Genomic DNA, 17,372 nt, shown 5'->3' on the forward strand with positions numbered 1-17,372 from the left:
TCGTCGCTCCAATATCAAATCACTTGGATAATAAAGGCGCTTGCACAGTGGTATTTGTTGCAAAACGTATAATCAACGTTGTAATCAAAGCCTCAATCACTACAATCTCTGGTTCGATTTTTCAGTTAACGTTTGTATGCCGAAGTTAAACCAAGATAACCCTGTTCAAAGCTCCGCCCTTTCCGATATCGAAACCAGCAGTAAGATTCAATCGGCATTAGAACCGAAGTTTCACAAGCCAGAGAAACGTCTCTGCTTAAGCCCTGGCCTATCGGATAAGCATTTGGCGCGCCGTTGGCAAGTATTGGAACACGTGACCAATAAAGATCATCTCCTTGATCCTTTCACGCAGTCACATCGCGATGCTTACTCCAACAACATCGAGCACTTCATTGGTACTGTTAATGTGCCGGTCGGCATTGCAGGCCCTTTGCGCGTCAACGGCTTGTATGCGAACGATGACTTTTTGGTTCCGCTCGCAACGACAGAAGCCGCGTTAGTCGCTTCCTACAACCGTGGCGCAAATCTTATCACCGCCGCTGGTGGCGCGAGCGCATTGTTACTAAGTGAAGGGGTGAGCCGAACACCAGTATTCGCCTTTAATCACCTTGCTGACGCCGGCCAGTTCGTCAGTTGGGTTGTGACCCAGTTTGACGTATTTCGTCAAATTGCGGAATCCACCACCTCACATGGCAAACTCAAAGACATCAATGTAAATATCGAAGGAAACCATGTTTATTTGGTCTTTGAATACGTGACTGGTGACGCTTCCGGACAAAACATGGTGACCATCGCAACAAACGAAGTGTTCCATCATATTTTGGCGACCAGCCCAATCAAACCAACTCAAGCATTCTTGGATGGCAACTTATCAGGCGACAAAAAACCAAACGCACACACACTGCGCTCGGTACGCGGTAAGAAAGTATCCGCCGAAGTGACCATTCCTGCTGAGTTGGTGGAAAAATATCTGCATACGACGCCGGAGTCTATGGTTCAATTTGGCAAAATGACCACGGTGGGTGGTTTACTCAGCGGGACAATTGGCGTCAATGCGCATTACGCAAACGCCCTTGCTGCGCTGTACATTGCTTGTGGTCAAGATGCCGCTTGCGTTGCAGAGTCTGCCATTGGTATCACTCGTATGGATGTGGACGCTCAAGGCAACTTGTACGCGTGCGTAACCTTGCCAAACATCATGGTGGGAACGGTTGGCGGGGGCACAGGCCTTCCGACACAAAAAGCATGTTTGGATATTTTGGGTTTGCACGGCAACGGCAATGCGAAAGCGTTAGCCGAAGTCGCAGCTGCGCTTTGTCTGGCTGGCGAACTCTCGATCGTGGGCGCATTTTGTGCCGATCACTTTTCTCGTGCTCACCATAAGCTTGCCCGAAAATAACCTTTGTTGCTTTGTACAAGAGAACATCCGTGTGGTTTTCTCTTGTGCAAACCAATGGACTTTATTTATTGGCTCAATAATTTCTTGAAACTAACTTAAGCCTTAACAAACATACCAATCTCTTGTTAACAGTACTTTAGCTGTCCCCCTTCTATATCCATTGCGATATCTCTGCTTGTTACTCTTCATTGGCCATATTTAATATCAGTATCTTAGAAAAAATAGCATCAAAAACTTCTAGCACTATAGTACCAAATTCATCGTTTGAGTTTTTTGTTCACCACTTATAGCTACTATACTCGCCTATGCAGCTGCTTGATTTTCATAAATTTACTAAACAGCTCAAAAGAGCTTAATAACTCCCGTTAAATGGACTTAAATCGTTACTTCGGGTAAGCGAGTTAACTATGAGACGTCAGAAGCTAAATAAAATCTCTGCTTGGGTACTAGGATTGGCTATCTTATTGCTGAGCCATGTGCCTAATGTATCAGCACAAATACAGCAATCCCCATCCGATCAAACCGTTGCGCGTTTTCTCTATCAAACCTCTTTTGGACCAACTCCTGCGTTAATTAATGAGGTTAGGGAAAACGGGTTAGGGGACTGGATACAGAAACAAATCAACCTGCCAGCAACCTACCATCAACCACTTTATCAAACGCCTTTTTCTAAAGGCCTACAGTCAAACCGAGAAAATGCTTGGTATCAGATTGTTGTTACTGCTGAAGATCAGCTCAGACAGCGAACGGCTTATGCATTGAGTCAGATCGTAGTCGTTTCTCGTTATGGCGGCGTTCTTTCCAGCAAACCTACAGGGTTAGTGAATTACTACGATCTGTTGGTTGAGCATGCGTTTGGCAACTACCGAGACCTGTTGTATGACGTTTCCATCCATCCAGTCATGGGGAGCTATTTGTCTATGCTCGGTAGTGCAAAAGAAAATAGTGCGACAGGAACGCTTCCCGATGAGAACTTTGCTCGAGAGTTAATGCAGTTATTCACTATCGGTTTGTATGAACTCAATTTAGATGGCAGTAAAAAGCTAAACCACGCAACAGGCAAACCTATCCCCACGTACAATCAAACTGATATTCAAGAGCTCGCGCGAGCATTAACTGGATGGAAAAATTCCGACATCGCATTCGTGAAACCGATGCGAGTTATCAGTCAAAGACACGACACCGGCGAGAAGCGATTTCTAGGGAACGTGATCCCATCGGGTCTAACCGCACAAGAAGAGCTTTCAAAAGTGATTGATATGTTGATGTCTCACCCAAATGTTGCTCCATTTGTTTCAAAGTTACTTATCCAACGTTTGGTCAGTTCAAATCCAAGCCCAGAGTACGTCGCGCGTGTTGCTACGATATTTAACAACAATGGGGAAGGAGAAAAAGGCGATCTAACCGCCGTTGTTCGAGCCATATTGCTCGACCCTGAAGCATTAGGGATGACGGATACCCCGCCTATAAAAGTGAAAGAACCGATACTGGTCCTGACTAATTTTCATCGAGCATCAGGTTTTACGGTTAAAGGATCACGTTACGAAGACGCAACAACGATGATGAACATCGCTAATCAAGGGCCGCTTCGTTCTCCTTCCGTGTTTAATTTTTACTCTCCAGACTATCAGCCGTCTAACGAGTTTACGGAGTCTGGTATTAACTCTCCAGAGTATGAACTTCTCAATTGGTCTGTTTATACCGATTTGGTCAACTATATGTTAACCAGCACTCGTAGAGGAGGTGGTGATTCCTACCACTTCGATCTTAACGAGCTTTATCTTCTTCTAGACGATCACCATGCCTTAGTCGAATTGGTTAACGAGCGTTTCTTTGCTGGAACGGCTTCTGCTGAATTGAAAGAGCTCATGCTCACCGCGCTGAATGATTATCGTGAGGACTATGTGCCAACAACAAAACTCGCTCTAGTGATATTTACCGCCATTTCTGGCGACGAATTTTATATTCAGGATTAGGAGTGAATTATGGATATTTCACGACGACATTTTATACAAAGCACGCTATCGATGGGCGCACTAGCCTCTCTTAGTCTGCCAGGTTACTCTCTCGCAGCGCCATCTAATGACTTTCGAGCATTAATATGTGTGTATTTAGCTGGCGGAAACGATGCGTTCAACACCGTACTGCCATTATCGGAGGCGCACTATCGTCAATATTCCAAAGTCAGAGGGCCACTCTCTGTCGCCAAAGAAGACATACTCCCTATCAATTTGAGTGCTGTCGATAGCTCAAATCACCCAGTGAAGCTCGGCTTACACCCAAAGTTAAATGCGTTAACTTCCGTTTTCGAACAAGGCGATGCCAGCATCGTGCTCAATAGTGGCATTCTCAACCATCCCGTCACCAAACAAGTTATTGAGCAAGGTGAAGCATCACTTCCCGAGCAACTGTTTTCTCATAATTCTCAAACAGACGCTTGGTTACTTGGTGGAATGAGCGAGTCTAAAAATCTTGGTTGGGCTGGCAGAATGTTGGATGTATTAAACTCTGAATCAGAAATAACACCGCTATACAGTGTGCATGGCAACTCGCTTTGGTTACGGGCAATGGAACACCGCCAAACCGTCCTGAAAAAAGATCGCGCAGTTCAGCTTACCGCGATTGATAACCCGCTATACAAGGGGATCTATGATCGCCTTCTCTCTCATCAAACTGACAATCCATTTAATGGTCATTTTAATTTGATGGTTGATGAGTCGATGGTAATGAGTAGTGTACTGAGCGAGCAACTCAACCACATTGCTGACGAGCCGCTGTTTACGTCATCGACGCTCGGCAAGCAGATGCAAACCGTGTACAAATTGATAGCAAGCCAAGATGTATTGAAGCAGCAACGACAAGTCTTTTTCGTTAAACACTCTGGGTATGACCTGCACGATTCGCAATTGGCACGTCATCCAGTGTTACTTGAGGATCTCGCGACAAACCTTTTAGCAATGTATCGTGCGGTCGAACGGTTAGGGCTAAACAAGCAAGTCACCTCTTTCACTATGTCTGACTTCGGTCGACGGATGATGAGCAACGGAAATGGTACCGATCATGGCTGGGGTGGCCATCAACTATTAATTGGAGGCGCGGTAAATGGGAAACAACCTATCGGTACATGGCCGGAACTAATACTGGGCGGAAACGATGATTACTCTCAAGGCCGACTCATACCCAAAATTGCCGCTGATCAAGTTGGTTCAACACTAGCACAGTGGATGGGCGTGAGTGATAACGCTGCACTGGAATACGTGTTCCCGAACATCCGTAATTTTACTCATTCAAACCTGGGTTTTATGTCGTAAGATATTTTACAGGTAGCTGTAGAACACATCATCAAATAAGGGAGCCTCGCGCTCCCTTACTCATCTTATGTTTGCAAAGTGTCCGTTACACCTCGTCGCGACGGCGTTCGTTACACAGCTTAATGGCACGCTCAAGTAATTCTAACGCGGATTGCTCACATTCAGGCAGAACCGCATCACTTTCGCCAATTGGCGTTACGCGGTCACCCCATTTCAATACTGCCGCACCCCATGTCAAACCTGCACCAAATGCAGCAAGAAGCATATTATCACCTGGGTTAACTCGACCTTGCTCTACCGCTTCACACAATGCAATTGGCACCGTCGCAGCTGAAGTATTGCCATAGTTTTGAATGTTAACAAACGCTTTGTCGTGTGGAATTCCAGACAGGTCACACAAGGTTTGAATAATACGAATATTCGCTTGATGCGGAATCACAACATCGATTTGTTCCGTCGTTAACTGTGATGCTTTCAGTACGGTTTTCGCAGCTAGCCCCATGCCTTTTACTGCACGTTTGAAAATTTCTTGTCCTACAAAGTTGAAATCCCAGTAACCGTTGTCTTCCGCAAAGCGATCCATACAAGTACCAAACTTTGGTACGGACAGAATATCGCGGCCTTTTGCGTCACAACCGATTTGAGACTGTAGTAAACCCGTTTCTTTTTCCGTTCTTGATAACACAACGGCGCCCGCACCATCACCAAATAGAACAGCGGTATCTCGCATTGCCCAATCGATGTAGAAAGACAATCTTTCCGCACCAATAATGATCGCGTTACGATAGTTACCTGATTGAATCAAACGTGTGCCCGTTTCTAGGCCATAGACAAATCCCGTACATGCGGCATTTAAGTCAAAGGCAGCGGCTGCACGAATACCTAGGTTCTGCTGTACCTTAGACGCGATATTTGGAATCAATGAATCTGGTGAACAAGTCGCCACAATGATTAAATCCACGTCTGTTGCATCGACGCCTGCTCGAGCTAATGCATGTTTAGCAGCAACGGTCGCCATGTCTGACGTGTTTACATGACTAATACGGCGGTTTTCGATACCAGTGCGGGTACGAATCCACTCATCGGAAGTATCGAGGAAAGTGCTAAGATCATCGTTAGAGAGCACGGCTGGCGGAACACATTTCCCCCAACCTGTAATTTCAGCGTAGTAATTTGTCATCGCAGACCTATTTATTGTTGTATTTTAATAAAATTTCTTAGAACCTTAGGCTCAAATACAAACCTGCGCTGCGTTATTTCGGCAGGTTAAAAAATAAGTATACAAATAATGAGGCTGACTGGTAAGTCATGTTTTCATCAATACGTAATAAAGGAAGAAGTCATGTCATCGTTTAAAACTCGCTGCCCTTCGTGCGGCGGTCTAAATCGTGTCCCTAATGAGCGCGTTGCCGAATCTGCAACTTGCGGTAAATGTAAAAGTGCACTTTTAGACGGCTCGCCTATCGAAGGTACACAAGATAACTTTTCTGCTCTATTACAAAGTGATATGCCTGTTGTAGTAGATTTTTGGGCCCCATGGTGCAACCCGTGCGTTGGTTTTGCTCCTGTTTTCTCTGATGTTGCTCATGAGCAAGCCGGAACGGCTCGTTTTGTTAAGATTGATACCGAAGCTCAACAACAACTTGCGGCGCAATTTGGTATTCGCAGTATTCCTACCATTATGGTTTTCAAGAATGGTCAACGCGTTGATATGATCAATGGTGCGTTACCTAAAACTCAATTTGATCAATGGTTAAATCAAGCACTTACTAAATAATCTTCCACGCCAACCTTGTTTGTAGGTTGGCGTTTTTATGCAACTTATCAACCTATCTAGTTAACAAATATTATTTATCGAAACGACTTAAATTTATCATTTTACTTGCCTAACTATTAGCCTCATATTCGCGCCGAATAACCCTTAGATTTCATTTAACTTATAGGCGCAAAACAGTGGAAAACACAGTCGTTCCTGCAGCATCACCACGAGTTACAGTTCCAGTCGTCGCACTGTCTCTTTATGCGGTGGCTTCGGGCTATTTAATGAGCTTGATCCCTCTCATGCTCGGTGAATACAACATCTCAGCAGATTACGCGAGTTGGTTGGCGAGTGTGTTTTATGGCGGCTTATTAACCGGTGCTATTTTTATTGAACGTATCGTACGTCAAGTTGGTCACCGTAACGCGTTTATTGGTTGCTTGGCCGTATTTTCGCTAACTATCGTCACACTACCCGTGTTTGCTAACGGATTGATGTGGCTTGCCGCTCGCTTTATTGCGGGTATCGCGGTTGCTGGTGTTTTTGTCATTGTTGAGTCTTGGCTAATGTCTGGAGACGAAGCATCGCGTGCGAAACGTTTGAGCTTGTACATGCTATCGCTTTATGGTGGTTCAGCATTAGGCCAGTTTGGTATTGGCGTGCTTGGCGTAAGTGGCGGCGTTCCGTTTATTGCGATCACGACGTTGATCCTAATGGCGATGCTGGTGCTAATGTTCATTGAGTGTGAGCAGCCAAACAGCCATGAATCAACCGCTTTATCATTTAAGCAAATTGCCAAACTAAACCATGCAGCAATTATTGGTTGTGTTGTTTCAGGTTTGACCTTAGGCGCGATCTACGGATTAATGCCAGTTGAGTTAACTAACCGTAAAATTAGCCATCAAGACATTGGTACATTGATGGCGCTAGTGATTCTAGGTGGCATGCTAGTTCAACCAATGGTGACCGCGTTAAACAAATACATGAGCCGCACAGTGCTAATGGCGTTTTTCTGTATTTTGGGTATTTTTTCGATCGGTATGACGTTTATTTCCTCGTCAGCCGTGGTATTGGCTGCTGCATTATTCTTTTTAGGTGCAGCTACTTTTGCCTTGTACCCGATTGCAATCAACTTAGGTTGCGAAGGACTTGATGAACGCTTTATTGTCTCTGCGACACAAGTCATGCTGTTTAGCTACAGCATCGGCTCTGTTGCTGGTCCAGTTGTCGCTGATAAATTTATGGGCCAAGAACACGGCTTGCTAGGCTACTTGTTTGCCGCTTTGGTTGCGACGGGCGTATACATGCTACTTGCTGCGAGCAAAACCAAGCAGCGTATGGCCGCTGGCCTCTAACCACGCCGCTTCTACTCAACGAAAACGAGGGCATGTCGCCCTCGTTTTTTTATTCTTCGCATTTTTGTTTAGATAAACGCTTGTGACGGTTTGACGCGTTCGCTGCAGGCTTTTCCGGTACCATTCGCTTTTCATGAAGCAAATGACGAACCGCCAAGATGGGATGTTTCATTAACATTCTGGGGCCAGAGTAACGCATGACCAAACGCATTTGTTCTTTCGGCTCTGGTTTGTAGCAGTGAATCGGACATTTATTACACGTCGGTTTATTCTCTCCATAAGGACAGCGGTCGAGGCGCACTTCTGCGTATTCAAGCAGCTCACGACATTCTGAGCATAAGTCACGTTTTGTTCCATGATGGTCATGACAGTAAACCTCTACCATGGCTTTTACTGTCTTAAATTCAGTGGCGAGTTTGCCAAGTAAAATATCGCTCATGCGCTATCCAAAAATCACAACATCATTGTGTAAAGTTCTAACGTGCGGCCATTATCATATTGCTGCTCAACTCGTTCAAACTCAAAGCCCAGTTTTTTGAGCAAACTTATACTACGAATATTGTCATTGTTGGTGATGGCAACCAAATTATCGAGTTTCATTTCCTCTCTAGCGTATTCCAGCACTGCGGTTGCAGACTCCGTTCCGTAGCCGTAGCCATAAGCGGAAGGTAAAAATCCATATCCGAGATCATAGTGTTGTAATGTGTCACGTTTAACCAACCCACAAACCCCGATGGGTTGCCCATCTTCTTTCTTCTCTACAACGAGTAAACTCACGCCTTTAATTTGTTGCATGCGTAGCATGTTTTCTTTTATGTAACGCGCCGCTTCATATTCGGTACGAATTTGTTTGTCTCCGACAAAACGGTAGAAGTCTGGGTGGTTATAAAGTTCTAGTATAAATGGTGCATCATCTACACTCACAAGACGCAGTATCAAACGTTCGGTGTACAGTGTTTTCATTTGGGCTCCATTAAAACGCGATAGATGATTAGACATAGGAACGTACTTGAATTTTGCGACCGATACCGGCGCTTATTTAGTTGTAACTTGATAAAAAAGTAACTATCCTGCCTCGCTAAATTAAAGGACCACCACCATGAACCGCAAGAAGAAAATCAATCAGATCTTGAAAGCGAAGCAGAAGAAGCATAACGCTAAGCTACATAAGAGCAATAAGCCGCGTTATATCTCCAAAGCTGAACGCGCGAAAATGGAAGCTGAAGAACAAAACCAAACTTCAGAACACACGGAAAACGTTGTAGACACAGCGCAGACAGATCAAGCCTAAAAGAAAAGCCGCTTTCAGCGGCTTTTTTGATATTCGGAGAGAGTTAGCTTTAGTATTCGACACTGTAGTTCAGTGTGAATGTGCGACCTCTTCCTTTGTAGTCGTACGCTGCTGCATCGTAGTGTGCTGCATAAAGAATCTGCGCACGTTGTCCCCAAGCGGTTGTGTAGTCTTCGTCAAATAGGTTTTGAATACCAAAACCTAACTGCCCGATAGGTAGTGTTACGTTACCAAGAAGATCAAACGTAGTGTATCCATCTAGTTTATTGTTTGCGTCATCTTCGTAATCAAACATCGTCTGGCTTTGTAAACGTACTGAATAGCCATCCTGATAGTAAGCCGCCCACGCGTTCGCTTTTGATGTACTTGCTTTACCCGCGCTTAGATCTTCCCACTTACCGTTGGTTTTCAGCTCAGAAACCACATAGTGACCTGATGCACCTAACAAAATATCACGGTTTACCCAGTAGTTAATGTTTGCTTCGGCACCGTATACACGTTGCTCGTCATCAACATTGGTGATTAGGAGCGTCTTCTTGTCATACTTGATTGAGTTATCCGACACCGAGTAGTAACCCGCCGCTTGCAGTGCGACAGTATCGGTATCTAATCGGTAACCAATTTCATAGCTGTCCGTTTTGATGCCCGACATTTTTGAGTCAGATACGTTAATGCTATTGTTCAACGCGTAGTGACCATTTGCATCCGCGGCATCGTAGCTACCTTGGCCGTAGTACTTTGCAGGATCAGCGAGTTCGAAACCTTGAGAGAAGTTCGCCCAAAGCTGAGATTCATCGTTAAGCTGATAAATGGTGCCCAAATTAAATAAGCTCACTGAGTAGTCAGTGCTGCCACCTGGTACCGCATCCGCTGATACACCATTACCCGATGCGATCTTCTTTTGTATACTATAGGCAACAAAATCATCAATCTTATTGTCCATGTATTGGTAGCGGTAGCCTGCTTGTACTGACCAATCTTGATTGATTTGGTAATCCCCTTGGACAAACATTGCGTAAGACGCCACATCAACATCAGGGTAACGCCCCACTTCGGCATAGGTTCGATTAATTAAGTTCCCAGAGCTGTTCGCAATGGTTGGATCGAACAGAGCCTGGTTACTTTCAAAACGGTCTAAGTACGCATCGACACCATAAACAAGTTTGAATGACTCCCAGCTTTTAGCTAACGCTAAGCGCCCAGCAAAAACTTCTGTTTTTTGTTGAGAGGCACTTTGGTAATAAGGAGTAAAGGTTTGGTCTTCACTACGGTAAGATAACTCGCCTATCAGTTGATGACCGAATACGCTGTCGTGAGCGTAGTTCGCACTTAAGAGAACTCGCTCTGTACCATGTTCACGGTCGGAATCGAACCCCTCTCGTACATCAACAAATTTATTGTTAACAATGTACAAACCGTATGGCGAATCTTGCTGGCTGTCATAGTATTGTGCGACAAGGTTTAACTTGCTGGCATCGGAGATTTGAATCTCGGTCGATCCCATAACATCGAGCGTTGAATTATACTGCAAAGAGCCCTGTGAAATGTCTGGGGTGACAATGTCGCCATTTGCGTCAAATGCACCTTGTGTCTCGGTGTACACAACCGAACCTCTAGCGGTAATTCGCTCATTACCACCCGAGATAGACTGAGCGAGTTTGTAATCAAAGTCATCGCTGCTATTAAAACCTGTAGTGCCACTCACGTAGGATTCAAACGACAAGTCATCCGAGTACGCTTTCTTGGTGATAATGTTAATAACACCACCAGTAGCGCCTGCCCCATAAATGGAGGTTGCACCAGATAGTACTTCAATTCGCTCGATGTTGAATGGGTCTATTGCGTCTAACTGACGACTAATCGGGCGAGAAGACTGTAACGAGACACCATCAATCATTACCAACATTGCTCTACCGCGAAGGTTCTGACCATAGTTAGTTCGACCACCGGTGCCGACGTCTAAAGAAGGGATGGTTGCAGAAAGAATATCACCCAGTGTCTTGCCCGCACGATATTGCTGAGCAATCTCTTCTTGGCCAACAAACCAAACCGTTCCTGGAATATCGGAGATCGATTTCGGCATCACACTGCCTACAACAACCAATTGCTCATCGCTCGGAGTCGATGTTTGTTGAAGATCTTCTGCTGCTATTGAGCTAACTGCGTATCCACTGCTCATCGCAAGTACGATGAGATTGAAAGAAAACGTCCTTTTCATCATTGTATTTATCTTTTTGTTGTCAACAAGAGCATGCAATGATACTTATTCTCACTCTCAAATCGAGCACTGTTACACAAGTTAAATAAATGTTAATTGAGAACCTTCTTGCTCATAAGCTGTCGATTTTCCTCTAAACGAGGACAATCTGCACAAAGCTTTCTGCCTTCACACTTATAGACTAAACAACAACTTTTTCTTACTAACTTTAGCGGCTGATCAGATTCCGTCTCATGAAGTGAGCGGCTATTATCAACATCCAAACCCATTGCGCTTAGCCACAAGACCGCATGCTCCTGAAGTGTCGAGTTAGTCATTTGCGGAAAGCGCTGTTGGAGACGAATTAAACAAGCCATGATTCCGTCCGACATCAATTGATGGGTGAAGCCAGGACGAATGCGTGTCCATTGACTCATCTCTTGTTGATAGAAGTCGAACAGTTCTCGGATTTGACGCCCCGCCTCTTTTATCAACGCTTCTGGCTCGCCATGTATATGCGCTTCGTCGGCGAATCGGTACCCAGAAACAAAACAAGGTTTGAGGTGCTGCGCTATCTCGCGAATGTTTGGCAACGTGTGGTAACCGTAAATAGAGATGAATGCGACATAAACTGGCTGCCAACAAAGTAAATCCCACGTTCTTGTCAACCAATATGCTTTTCCCGCTTCCGGATGAGCCTCCGAGATTTGCTGGTAAAGGCCTTGGATGATCGGGTTGATATCATTCTCGATATGGATAGCTTCTTGCCCTATCTCGCCGATATCACCGTGTAGATAAGGTGTAATCTCACTCGAAGTTTGAAACAGTTGCGGGAAAAATTGCTCAGACATGATGGCTTATTGTTGGTGTAGTCATTCTGACACCTTTATACCCAAGCACCAATCGCAATGCAAACTATTATCCTTTGCGTTTTCATAACAAAGAAGCACTCTTAGGGTTAGTTATGACTGTATTTCCGCGTTCTGTGAAACTGTAAGGTCTGGTTACGTATGCGATGAATAGCAACAAACTCTTAAACCTCTTCGCATTTAACGCTCACATGATCGCAAAAATACACAGCATAAAAACACCCTGATAAAACTGTGTTAACAGTTCCCCTGTGTAGCGTGAGTTATTGCCAATAATTGAATATTGCTGTTTCTTATCTAGCGGATTGTGAACAACATGAAGTATTTTCTTTCTGAATATCGAGACAATACAAAGAGGTAATTTGGCTATGTAGCCCTCTGTTTTGAATAAGGAAATCCACATGTTGTATCTTGAGTTTCTATTTTTGCTCGTGATGCTGTATATCGGCTCACGTTATGGTGGTATAGGCCTTGGGGTCGTATCCGGAATTGGCTTGGTGATTGAAGTCTTCATCTTTAAGATGCCGCCAACCTCTCCTCCTGTCACCGTTATGTTGATCATTTTAGCGGTGGTAACATGTGCTTCCATTCTTGAAGCCGCTGGCGGTTTGAAATACATGCTGCAAGTTGCCGAGCGTGTGCTTCGTAAGAACCCAAAACGCGTCACCCTTATTGCTCCGTTCGTGACTTACTTTATGACCTTCCTACTTGGTACAGGTCACGCGGTTTACTCTATCATGCCAATCATTGGCGACGTTGCACTTAAAAACGGCATTCGTCCTGAGCGTCCTATGGCTGCCGCTTCTGTCGCCTCTCAAATCGCAATCACGGCATCACCAATTTCAGCGGCCGTAGTTTACTACTTGGCGCAACTCTCTGATATTCAACACGAGATCACTCTGCTCTCAATTCTGCTCGTTACTGTACCTGCAACCTTATTCGGTACGTTGTTGATGTCACTTTACAGCCTAAAGCGTGGTAAAGAACTAGACGACGATGAAGAATACCAAGAGCGTTTGAAAGATCCTGTGTGGAGAGAAAAAATCCTCAACACAACTGCAACGTCTCTTGATGAAGTACTACCAACAAGTGCTCGTAACTCTGTATTGCTGTTCATTGCATCGATCTTGGTGATCGTCGTTATCGCGATGTGGCCAGACATTCGTACCATCGTAGATGGCGCGAAGCCAATCAGCATGGCCGTTGTGATTCAAATGATGATGCTTTGCTTCGGCGGTATCATTTTGCTTGCGACCAAAACTGACCCGCGTGACGTACCAAATGGCGTGGTGTTTAAGTCAGGTATGGTGGCGGCGATTGCTATCTTCGGTATTGCATGGATGTCAGATACCTACTTCCAGTACGCTATGCCTCAATTTAAATCCGGCATCGTAGAGATGGTAACCAACTACCCTTGGACATTCGCGCTTGCGTTATTCATTGTGTCGGTTGTGGTGAACTCTCAAGCTGCAACGGCTCGCATGATGCTGCCTGTTGGTCTCGGCTTAGGTTTGGAACCTGCGCTGCTTATCGGCTTGATGCCAGCGGTATACGGCTACTTCTTTATTCCCAACTACCCTTCAGATATCGCGACTGTGAACTTCGATACCTCGGGCACAACTAAGATTGGTAAGTGGTACTTCAACCACTCATTCATGTCTGTGGGCTTAATCGGCGTGATTGGTGCGTGTTGCTTGGGTTACTTGCTAGGGCAAATGATCATTCCTTCGTAACTAGCCAAATCAACGATAAATTAGAGGCGAGTCATTGTACGTTTTCGTACAGCCTGAGTGACTCGCCTTTCTTTATTACACTATTTAACTACAGCAAGAAATCGTCATCAATCGCGACAAAATTGTCGGCACAATCAATCAGAGTTTGGGATGTTAGCTTAGGTACACCATAAACGGTCACCGTTTTATTGAAGCGCTGCTGAATTCTCTCTACTAGCAGACTAAAGTCTCCATCTCCCGAAACTAGAATCACTTCCTCAACTTCGGGAGCAATTTCAATTGCATCGAGAGTAATACCCACATCCCAATCGCCTTTCGAGCTGCCATCACGACGCTGGATGTAGGGTTTAAGCATCACCTCAAATCCAACACCACGAAGAATATGGTGGAACTGACGTTGCTTGGGATCATTGCTCGCAATAGCATAAGCACGAGCACTTACCACCTCTTTCCCTTGTGTGGCAACATACCAAAACTGGTTGTAATCAAAATTGCTTCGATACGCTTCGCGACAAGTGTAATACACATTCTGTACATCAACCAAAATGGCGATTTTTTGTTTGCTTTCCGAACTCATCTATTTCTACGCTCAATTTATTTGCTGCCTACCCTATGCCAGTTTTGGAAAAAGCACAATGAGCCAATTCCACTAAACTTAACGTATAAAAAGTTATTTGGGTTTCTAGGGGAACTGTCATGGGCGGAAAGTTACTAGTGATACTGCTTTCTTGTATCTTGTCATCGACAGCATTTGGTTATCCAGCGCACTCCAAATACTGGCCACATAGAAGTGTGCTCTACTTTGCGCCAGAAAATGATGAATACGTCAAACAATTCTTGCTAGAAACACTTATGAATGAGTGTGAGTTGGAAGACAGAGATGTCGTCACGCTGGTCATTACAGAACAAGGTTATACTTTTCCTGCTTGGCTTAAAGAAGAGTTCGACCTAAAAATGCTAGCTCGTCTTTATGAGGTCGAAAAAGGTTCTCATACCGCTATTTTGCTTGGTAAAGATGGTCTAGAAAAGCACCGCTGGGGCGCAGAAACAGACTGGTCGTTTATCAACAACCTCATTGATCAAATGCCTATGCGTAAGCAAGAAATACAGAGGCAACAAAGCCCCTGTAAAATATAGTCACTTCTGGGCAGTATTACTTTGCGAACCAATCCAACTTGTTGTGAAGTTGAGTCACGCTGCCAACCACAATCAATGCTGGGCTCACGGCTTGCTCTGCCATGATCGATAGCTCGTTCAACTTTCCTTGGAACACGCGCTGCTCTGGGCGCGTACCGTTTTCAATAATGGCGCATGACATCTCAGGATCTAACCCATGAGTGATCAGCTTATCCATAATATGGCCGCTTTGCTTCAAACCCATATAGAACACAAGTGTGTTGTTGGATTGCGCTAGTGAATGCCATTCAATCTCACGACCATCTTTTTGTACATGACCAGTGATAAATTGAACGCTTTGTGCATGGTCGCGGTGTGTTAATGGAATACCTGCGTAAGCCGTTGCACCCGCAGCAGCTGTGATACCCGGAACCACTTCGTATTTGATGCCGAATTCTGCTAGCTCTTCTAGCTCTTCACCGCCACGACCAAAGATAAATGAATCGCCGCCTTTTAGACGTACAACGCGTTTACCTTCTTGCGCTTTTTGCACCAAGATTTGGTTGATTTGATCTTGAGGCACGCAGTGAAAATCGAGCTTTTTCCCAACATAAATCATCTCTGCTGATGCATGCGCCAACTCAAGAATCTCTTTTGATACCAATCGGTCGTACACAACAACTTCAGCCGCTTGAATGGCTTTTAAGCCTTTTACTGTGAGTAAATCAGGGTCACCAGGACCTGCACCAACAAGAGAAACAAAGCCGCTGTTTAAAGATGAGTTAACAGTTGTCATATCAACGCCTATCGAAAATTTGGACATAAAAAGTAACACTCAAGTCATTAACTCAAGGTTAAAATCACCCCAAGGAGTTATTACTTTTTATAGCTAAATCAATACAATACTTATCGAAAGTTAAATGAGTTGAACAGCCCTACCTACCATAGGTAGGGCCAGATAAAAGCGGTTTATTTTGCGATTGCAGGCTCTGTTTTTACTTCTTCTTCAACTACGTTGATAGAAGGCGCTGTTTTTGCGTGAGTTAGGTACAGTGGAATACAAGTCATTACGAGACCACCGACAATATTACCTAGAATGGTTGGAATAAGGTTGAAGTTCAACCAAGTCGCGATACCAAAATCCGCACCTAGAATCATACCTAGTGGGAATAGGAACATGTTTACTACGGTGTGTTCAAATACTAGCGCAAAGAAGATGAAGATTGGGAACCACATCATTGCTACGCGACCAGACACCGAACGTGCCGTCATGTTGCCGATAACGCCTAGACACACCATTAGGTTACAGAAGATGCCGCGTACGAAACATGTGATCCATCCGTCCATACCCATGTTTTCAAAACCAAGGCTACGCGCGGTAGAAACAGCGACAAATTTCTTCGCTACTGCGTTCAGTTCTAGAGAAAAGTTACCTGTTAGAGAGATAGCCACTAGGTAAGCAACGATCAGAGAACCGATAAGGTTACCCAAGCCTACAAGACCCCAACAACGGAAGATACGACCCCAAGTGATGCCCGGACGGTTCGCAAACTTAGCCAGAGGCGCTAGACCAAAAACACCGGTTACTAGGTCATACCCCATCACACTTAGAATTACGAAACCAACGGGGAAAACAAGTGCTCCTACAAGGCCGATACCCGTTTGTACAATCGCGGTAATAGCAACCACCACCGCAAGCGAAAGAATAACGCCAGCCATCGTACCGCGAAGGAGAAGATCTCGCGTGCTTGTATTGGTTTTCGCTTCACCAACATTGATCATGGTTTGCACGAATTCTGCAGGCTTAAAATCAGTAGACATGAATGTGTCCTTATCCAAAATTGAAAGTTAAAAAGTTAAAGATTGAATAGAGAAAGGCTTCCCGTTGACACCTGAACGCTGTCTACAACACCTCGCTTCCCTGTTCCCCTGAGTTGATGCTTGGAAAGCCTTTGTCTATTAAATCTAGGTTTCAGTTCATTCCCTCCCCCTAAGAGGAGGGAATGAAAACCAAGCTTACGCAGAGATTTCTACTTCGCCGTTGGTTACGCGGGTTTTGTACGCTTTCACGCTAAAACGCTCGTCTTCCATGCACGCACCTGTTGTCAGGTTAAAGCGTTGCTTCTTAAGTGGGCTAGCCACCCAAAGCTCGCCTTGGTGCTCACAGATCAAACCGCGAGAAAGCACGTTTGATTGGAAGAACGGGTCTGTGTTGCTGATCGCCAGCACTTCTTCTGCTTGTGTTGGGCGGAATACCGCAACTTGCTGACCATCAACCAGTGCACAAACGCCTGTGCCCGGTACGATGTCGCTGATTTGGCAAATCTTTTCAAATGACATAA

General features: G+C 44.9%; 17 protein-coding genes. 8 read left to right on the forward strand and 9 right to left on the reverse strand.

Annotated elements, in window-relative coordinates; genetic code table 11:
* Positions 1–136: 136 nt before the first annotated feature.
* From R7Z50_RS19905 to R7Z50_RS19915, 3 genes are all read left to right on the forward strand, one after another.
* On the forward strand, positions 137–1,399 hold the full coding sequence (locus tag R7Z50_RS19905) for a hydroxymethylglutaryl-CoA reductase (protein WP_042520957.1): 1,263 nt from the start codon (positions 137–139) through the stop codon (positions 1,397–1,399).
* 407 nt (positions 1,400–1,806) lie between these two features.
* Positions 1,807–3,375: a DUF1800 domain-containing protein gene (locus R7Z50_RS19910; RefSeq protein ID WP_042520959.1), complete on the forward strand. Its 1,569-nt coding sequence runs from the start codon at positions 1,807–1,809 to the stop codon at positions 3,373–3,375.
* Positions 3,376–3,384: 9 nt separating this feature from the next.
* Positions 3,385–4,710 carry a DUF1501 domain-containing protein gene (locus R7Z50_RS19915; protein WP_042520962.1) on the forward strand — a complete coding sequence of 442 codons (1,326 nt, stop codon included), beginning with the start codon at positions 3,385–3,387 and terminating at the stop codon, positions 4,708–4,710.
* Between the two features lie 85 nt (positions 4,711–4,795).
* On the opposite strand, the gene R7Z50_RS19920 is transcribed toward R7Z50_RS19915, so the two are convergent.
* Positions 4,796–5,890, reverse strand: coding sequence for a ketoacyl-ACP synthase III (locus R7Z50_RS19920; RefSeq protein ID WP_005387993.1), 1,095 nt, complete (start codon positions 5,888–5,890; stop codon positions 4,796–4,798).
* Between the two features lie 162 nt (positions 5,891–6,052).
* Between R7Z50_RS19920 and trxC the strand changes: the two genes are divergently transcribed.
* Positions 6,053–6,487, forward strand: coding sequence for a thioredoxin TrxC (gene trxC, locus R7Z50_RS19925; RefSeq protein WP_005376074.1), 435 nt, complete (start codon positions 6,053–6,055; stop codon positions 6,485–6,487).
* Between the two features lie 176 nt (positions 6,488–6,663).
* A complete protein-coding gene (locus R7Z50_RS19930) occupies positions 6,664–7,824 on the forward strand; it encodes an MFS transporter (RefSeq protein WP_033907039.1) in 1,161 nt (386 codons plus the stop codon).
* A 49-nt stretch (positions 7,825–7,873) separates the two neighbouring features.
* On the opposite strand, the gene R7Z50_RS19935 is transcribed toward R7Z50_RS19930, so the two are convergent.
* Complete coding sequence (locus R7Z50_RS19935) at positions 7,874–8,263, reverse strand: nitrous oxide-stimulated promoter family protein (RefSeq protein ID WP_042520965.1); 390 nt, start codon at positions 8,261–8,263, stop codon at positions 7,874–7,876.
* 14 nt (positions 8,264–8,277) lie between these two features.
* A complete protein-coding gene (locus R7Z50_RS19940; RefSeq protein WP_042520966.1) occupies positions 8,278–8,787 on the reverse strand; it encodes a GNAT family N-acetyltransferase in 510 nt (169 codons plus the stop codon).
* Between the two features lie 136 nt (positions 8,788–8,923).
* On the opposite strand from R7Z50_RS19940, the gene R7Z50_RS19945 reads away from it, so the two are divergent.
* On the forward strand, positions 8,924–9,115 hold the full coding sequence (locus tag R7Z50_RS19945) for a DUF2986 domain-containing protein (RefSeq protein ID WP_042520968.1): 192 nt from the start codon (positions 8,924–8,926) through the stop codon (positions 9,113–9,115).
* 49 nt (positions 9,116–9,164) lie between these two features.
* On the opposite strand, the gene R7Z50_RS19950 is transcribed toward R7Z50_RS19945, so the two are convergent.
* Together R7Z50_RS19950 and R7Z50_RS19955 are read right to left on the reverse strand one after the other, a co-directional pair.
* Complete coding sequence (locus R7Z50_RS19950; RefSeq protein ID WP_005376064.1) at positions 9,165–11,336, reverse strand: TonB-dependent receptor; 2,172 nt, start codon at positions 11,334–11,336, stop codon at positions 9,165–9,167.
* 89 nt (positions 11,337–11,425) lie between these two features.
* On the reverse strand, positions 11,426–12,163 hold the full coding sequence (locus tag R7Z50_RS19955) for a siderophore ferric iron reductase (protein WP_042520969.1): 738 nt from the start codon (positions 12,161–12,163) through the stop codon (positions 11,426–11,428).
* Between the two features lie 419 nt (positions 12,164–12,582).
* On the opposite strand from R7Z50_RS19955, the gene R7Z50_RS19960 reads away from it, so the two are divergent.
* Positions 12,583–13,914, forward strand: a complete 1,332-nt coding sequence (locus R7Z50_RS19960; RefSeq protein ID WP_033907036.1) for an anaerobic C4-dicarboxylate transporter — start codon at positions 12,583–12,585, stop codon at positions 13,912–13,914.
* An 88-nt stretch (positions 13,915–14,002) separates the two neighbouring features.
* Here R7Z50_RS19960 and R7Z50_RS19965 read toward each other — a convergent pair whose 3' ends face one another.
* Positions 14,003–14,491, reverse strand: a complete 489-nt coding sequence (locus R7Z50_RS19965; protein WP_005387978.1) for an NYN domain-containing protein — start codon at positions 14,489–14,491, stop codon at positions 14,003–14,005.
* Positions 14,492–14,610: 119 nt separating this feature from the next.
* On the opposite strand from R7Z50_RS19965, the gene R7Z50_RS19970 reads away from it, so the two are divergent.
* Positions 14,611–15,051 carry a DUF4174 domain-containing protein gene (locus tag R7Z50_RS19970; RefSeq protein WP_042520973.1) on the forward strand — a complete coding sequence of 147 codons (441 nt, stop codon included), beginning with the start codon at positions 14,611–14,613 and terminating at the stop codon, positions 15,049–15,051.
* A gap of 16 nt (positions 15,052–15,067) precedes the next feature.
* Here R7Z50_RS19970 and cobA read toward each other — a convergent pair whose 3' ends face one another.
* The 3 genes from cobA to nirD form a co-directional block, all read right to left on the reverse strand.
* Positions 15,068–15,826: a uroporphyrinogen-III C-methyltransferase gene (gene cobA, locus R7Z50_RS19975; protein ID WP_025767740.1), complete on the reverse strand. Its 759-nt coding sequence runs from the start codon at positions 15,824–15,826 to the stop codon at positions 15,068–15,070.
* Positions 15,827–15,999: 173 nt separating this feature from the next.
* Entirely contained in the window at positions 16,000–16,851 is an 852-nt protein-coding gene (locus R7Z50_RS19980) for a formate/nitrite transporter family protein (protein ID WP_033907034.1), read from the reverse strand.
* A gap of 195 nt (positions 16,852–17,046) precedes the next feature.
* Positions 17,047–17,370: a nitrite reductase small subunit NirD gene (gene nirD / locus R7Z50_RS19985; RefSeq protein ID WP_005387969.1), complete on the reverse strand. Its 324-nt coding sequence runs from the start codon at positions 17,368–17,370 to the stop codon at positions 17,047–17,049.
* Between the last annotated feature and the right edge of the window lie 2 nt (positions 17,371–17,372).

Source organism: Vibrio sp. 1249-1 (genome assembly GCF_033340495.1).

Bases quoted from the DNA above. Each gene is read 5' to 3' on its own strand.
- R7Z50_RS19945 (WP_042520968.1), top strand. From the start codon at position 8,924: ATGAACCGCAAGAAGAAAATCAATCAGATCTTGAAAGCGAAGCAGAAG.
- R7Z50_RS19915 (WP_042520962.1), top strand. From the start codon at position 3,385: ATGGATATTTCACGACGACATTTTATACAAAGCACGCTATCGATGGGC.
- R7Z50_RS19940 (WP_042520966.1), bottom strand. From the start codon at position 8,787: ATGAAAACACTGTACACCGAACGTTTGATACTGCGTCTTGTGAGTGTA.
- R7Z50_RS19960 (WP_033907036.1), top strand. From the start codon at position 12,583: ATGTTGTATCTTGAGTTTCTATTTTTGCTCGTGATGCTGTATATCGGC.
- R7Z50_RS19935 (WP_042520965.1), bottom strand. From the start codon at position 8,263: ATGAGCGATATTTTACTTGGCAAACTCGCCACTGAATTTAAGACAGTA.
- nirD (WP_005387969.1), bottom strand. From the start codon at position 17,370: ATGTCATTTGAAAAGATTTGCCAAATCAGCGACATCGTACCGGGCACA.
- R7Z50_RS19950 (WP_005376064.1), bottom strand. From the start codon at position 11,336: ATGATGAAAAGGACGTTTTCTTTCAATCTCATCGTACTTGCGATGAGC.
- R7Z50_RS19955 (WP_042520969.1), bottom strand. From the start codon at position 12,163: ATGTCTGAGCAATTTTTCCCGCAACTGTTTCAAACTTCGAGTGAGATT.
- R7Z50_RS19970 (WP_042520973.1), top strand. From the start codon at position 14,611: ATGGGCGGAAAGTTACTAGTGATACTGCTTTCTTGTATCTTGTCATCG.
- R7Z50_RS19910 (WP_042520959.1), top strand. From the start codon at position 1,807: ATGAGACGTCAGAAGCTAAATAAAATCTCTGCTTGGGTACTAGGATTG.
- R7Z50_RS19905 (WP_042520957.1), top strand. From the start codon at position 137: ATGCCGAAGTTAAACCAAGATAACCCTGTTCAAAGCTCCGCCCTTTCC.
- R7Z50_RS19920 (WP_005387993.1), bottom strand. From the start codon at position 5,890: ATGACAAATTACTACGCTGAAATTACAGGTTGGGGGAAATGTGTTCCG.
- cobA (WP_025767740.1), bottom strand. From the start codon at position 15,826: ATGACAACTGTTAACTCATCTTTAAACAGCGGCTTTGTTTCTCTTGTT.
- R7Z50_RS19980 (WP_033907034.1), bottom strand. From the start codon at position 16,851: ATGTCTACTGATTTTAAGCCTGCAGAATTCGTGCAAACCATGATCAAT.
- R7Z50_RS19965 (WP_005387978.1), bottom strand. From the start codon at position 14,491: ATGAGTTCGGAAAGCAAACAAAAAATCGCCATTTTGGTTGATGTACAG.
- trxC (WP_005376074.1), top strand. From the start codon at position 6,053: ATGTCATCGTTTAAAACTCGCTGCCCTTCGTGCGGCGGTCTAAATCGT.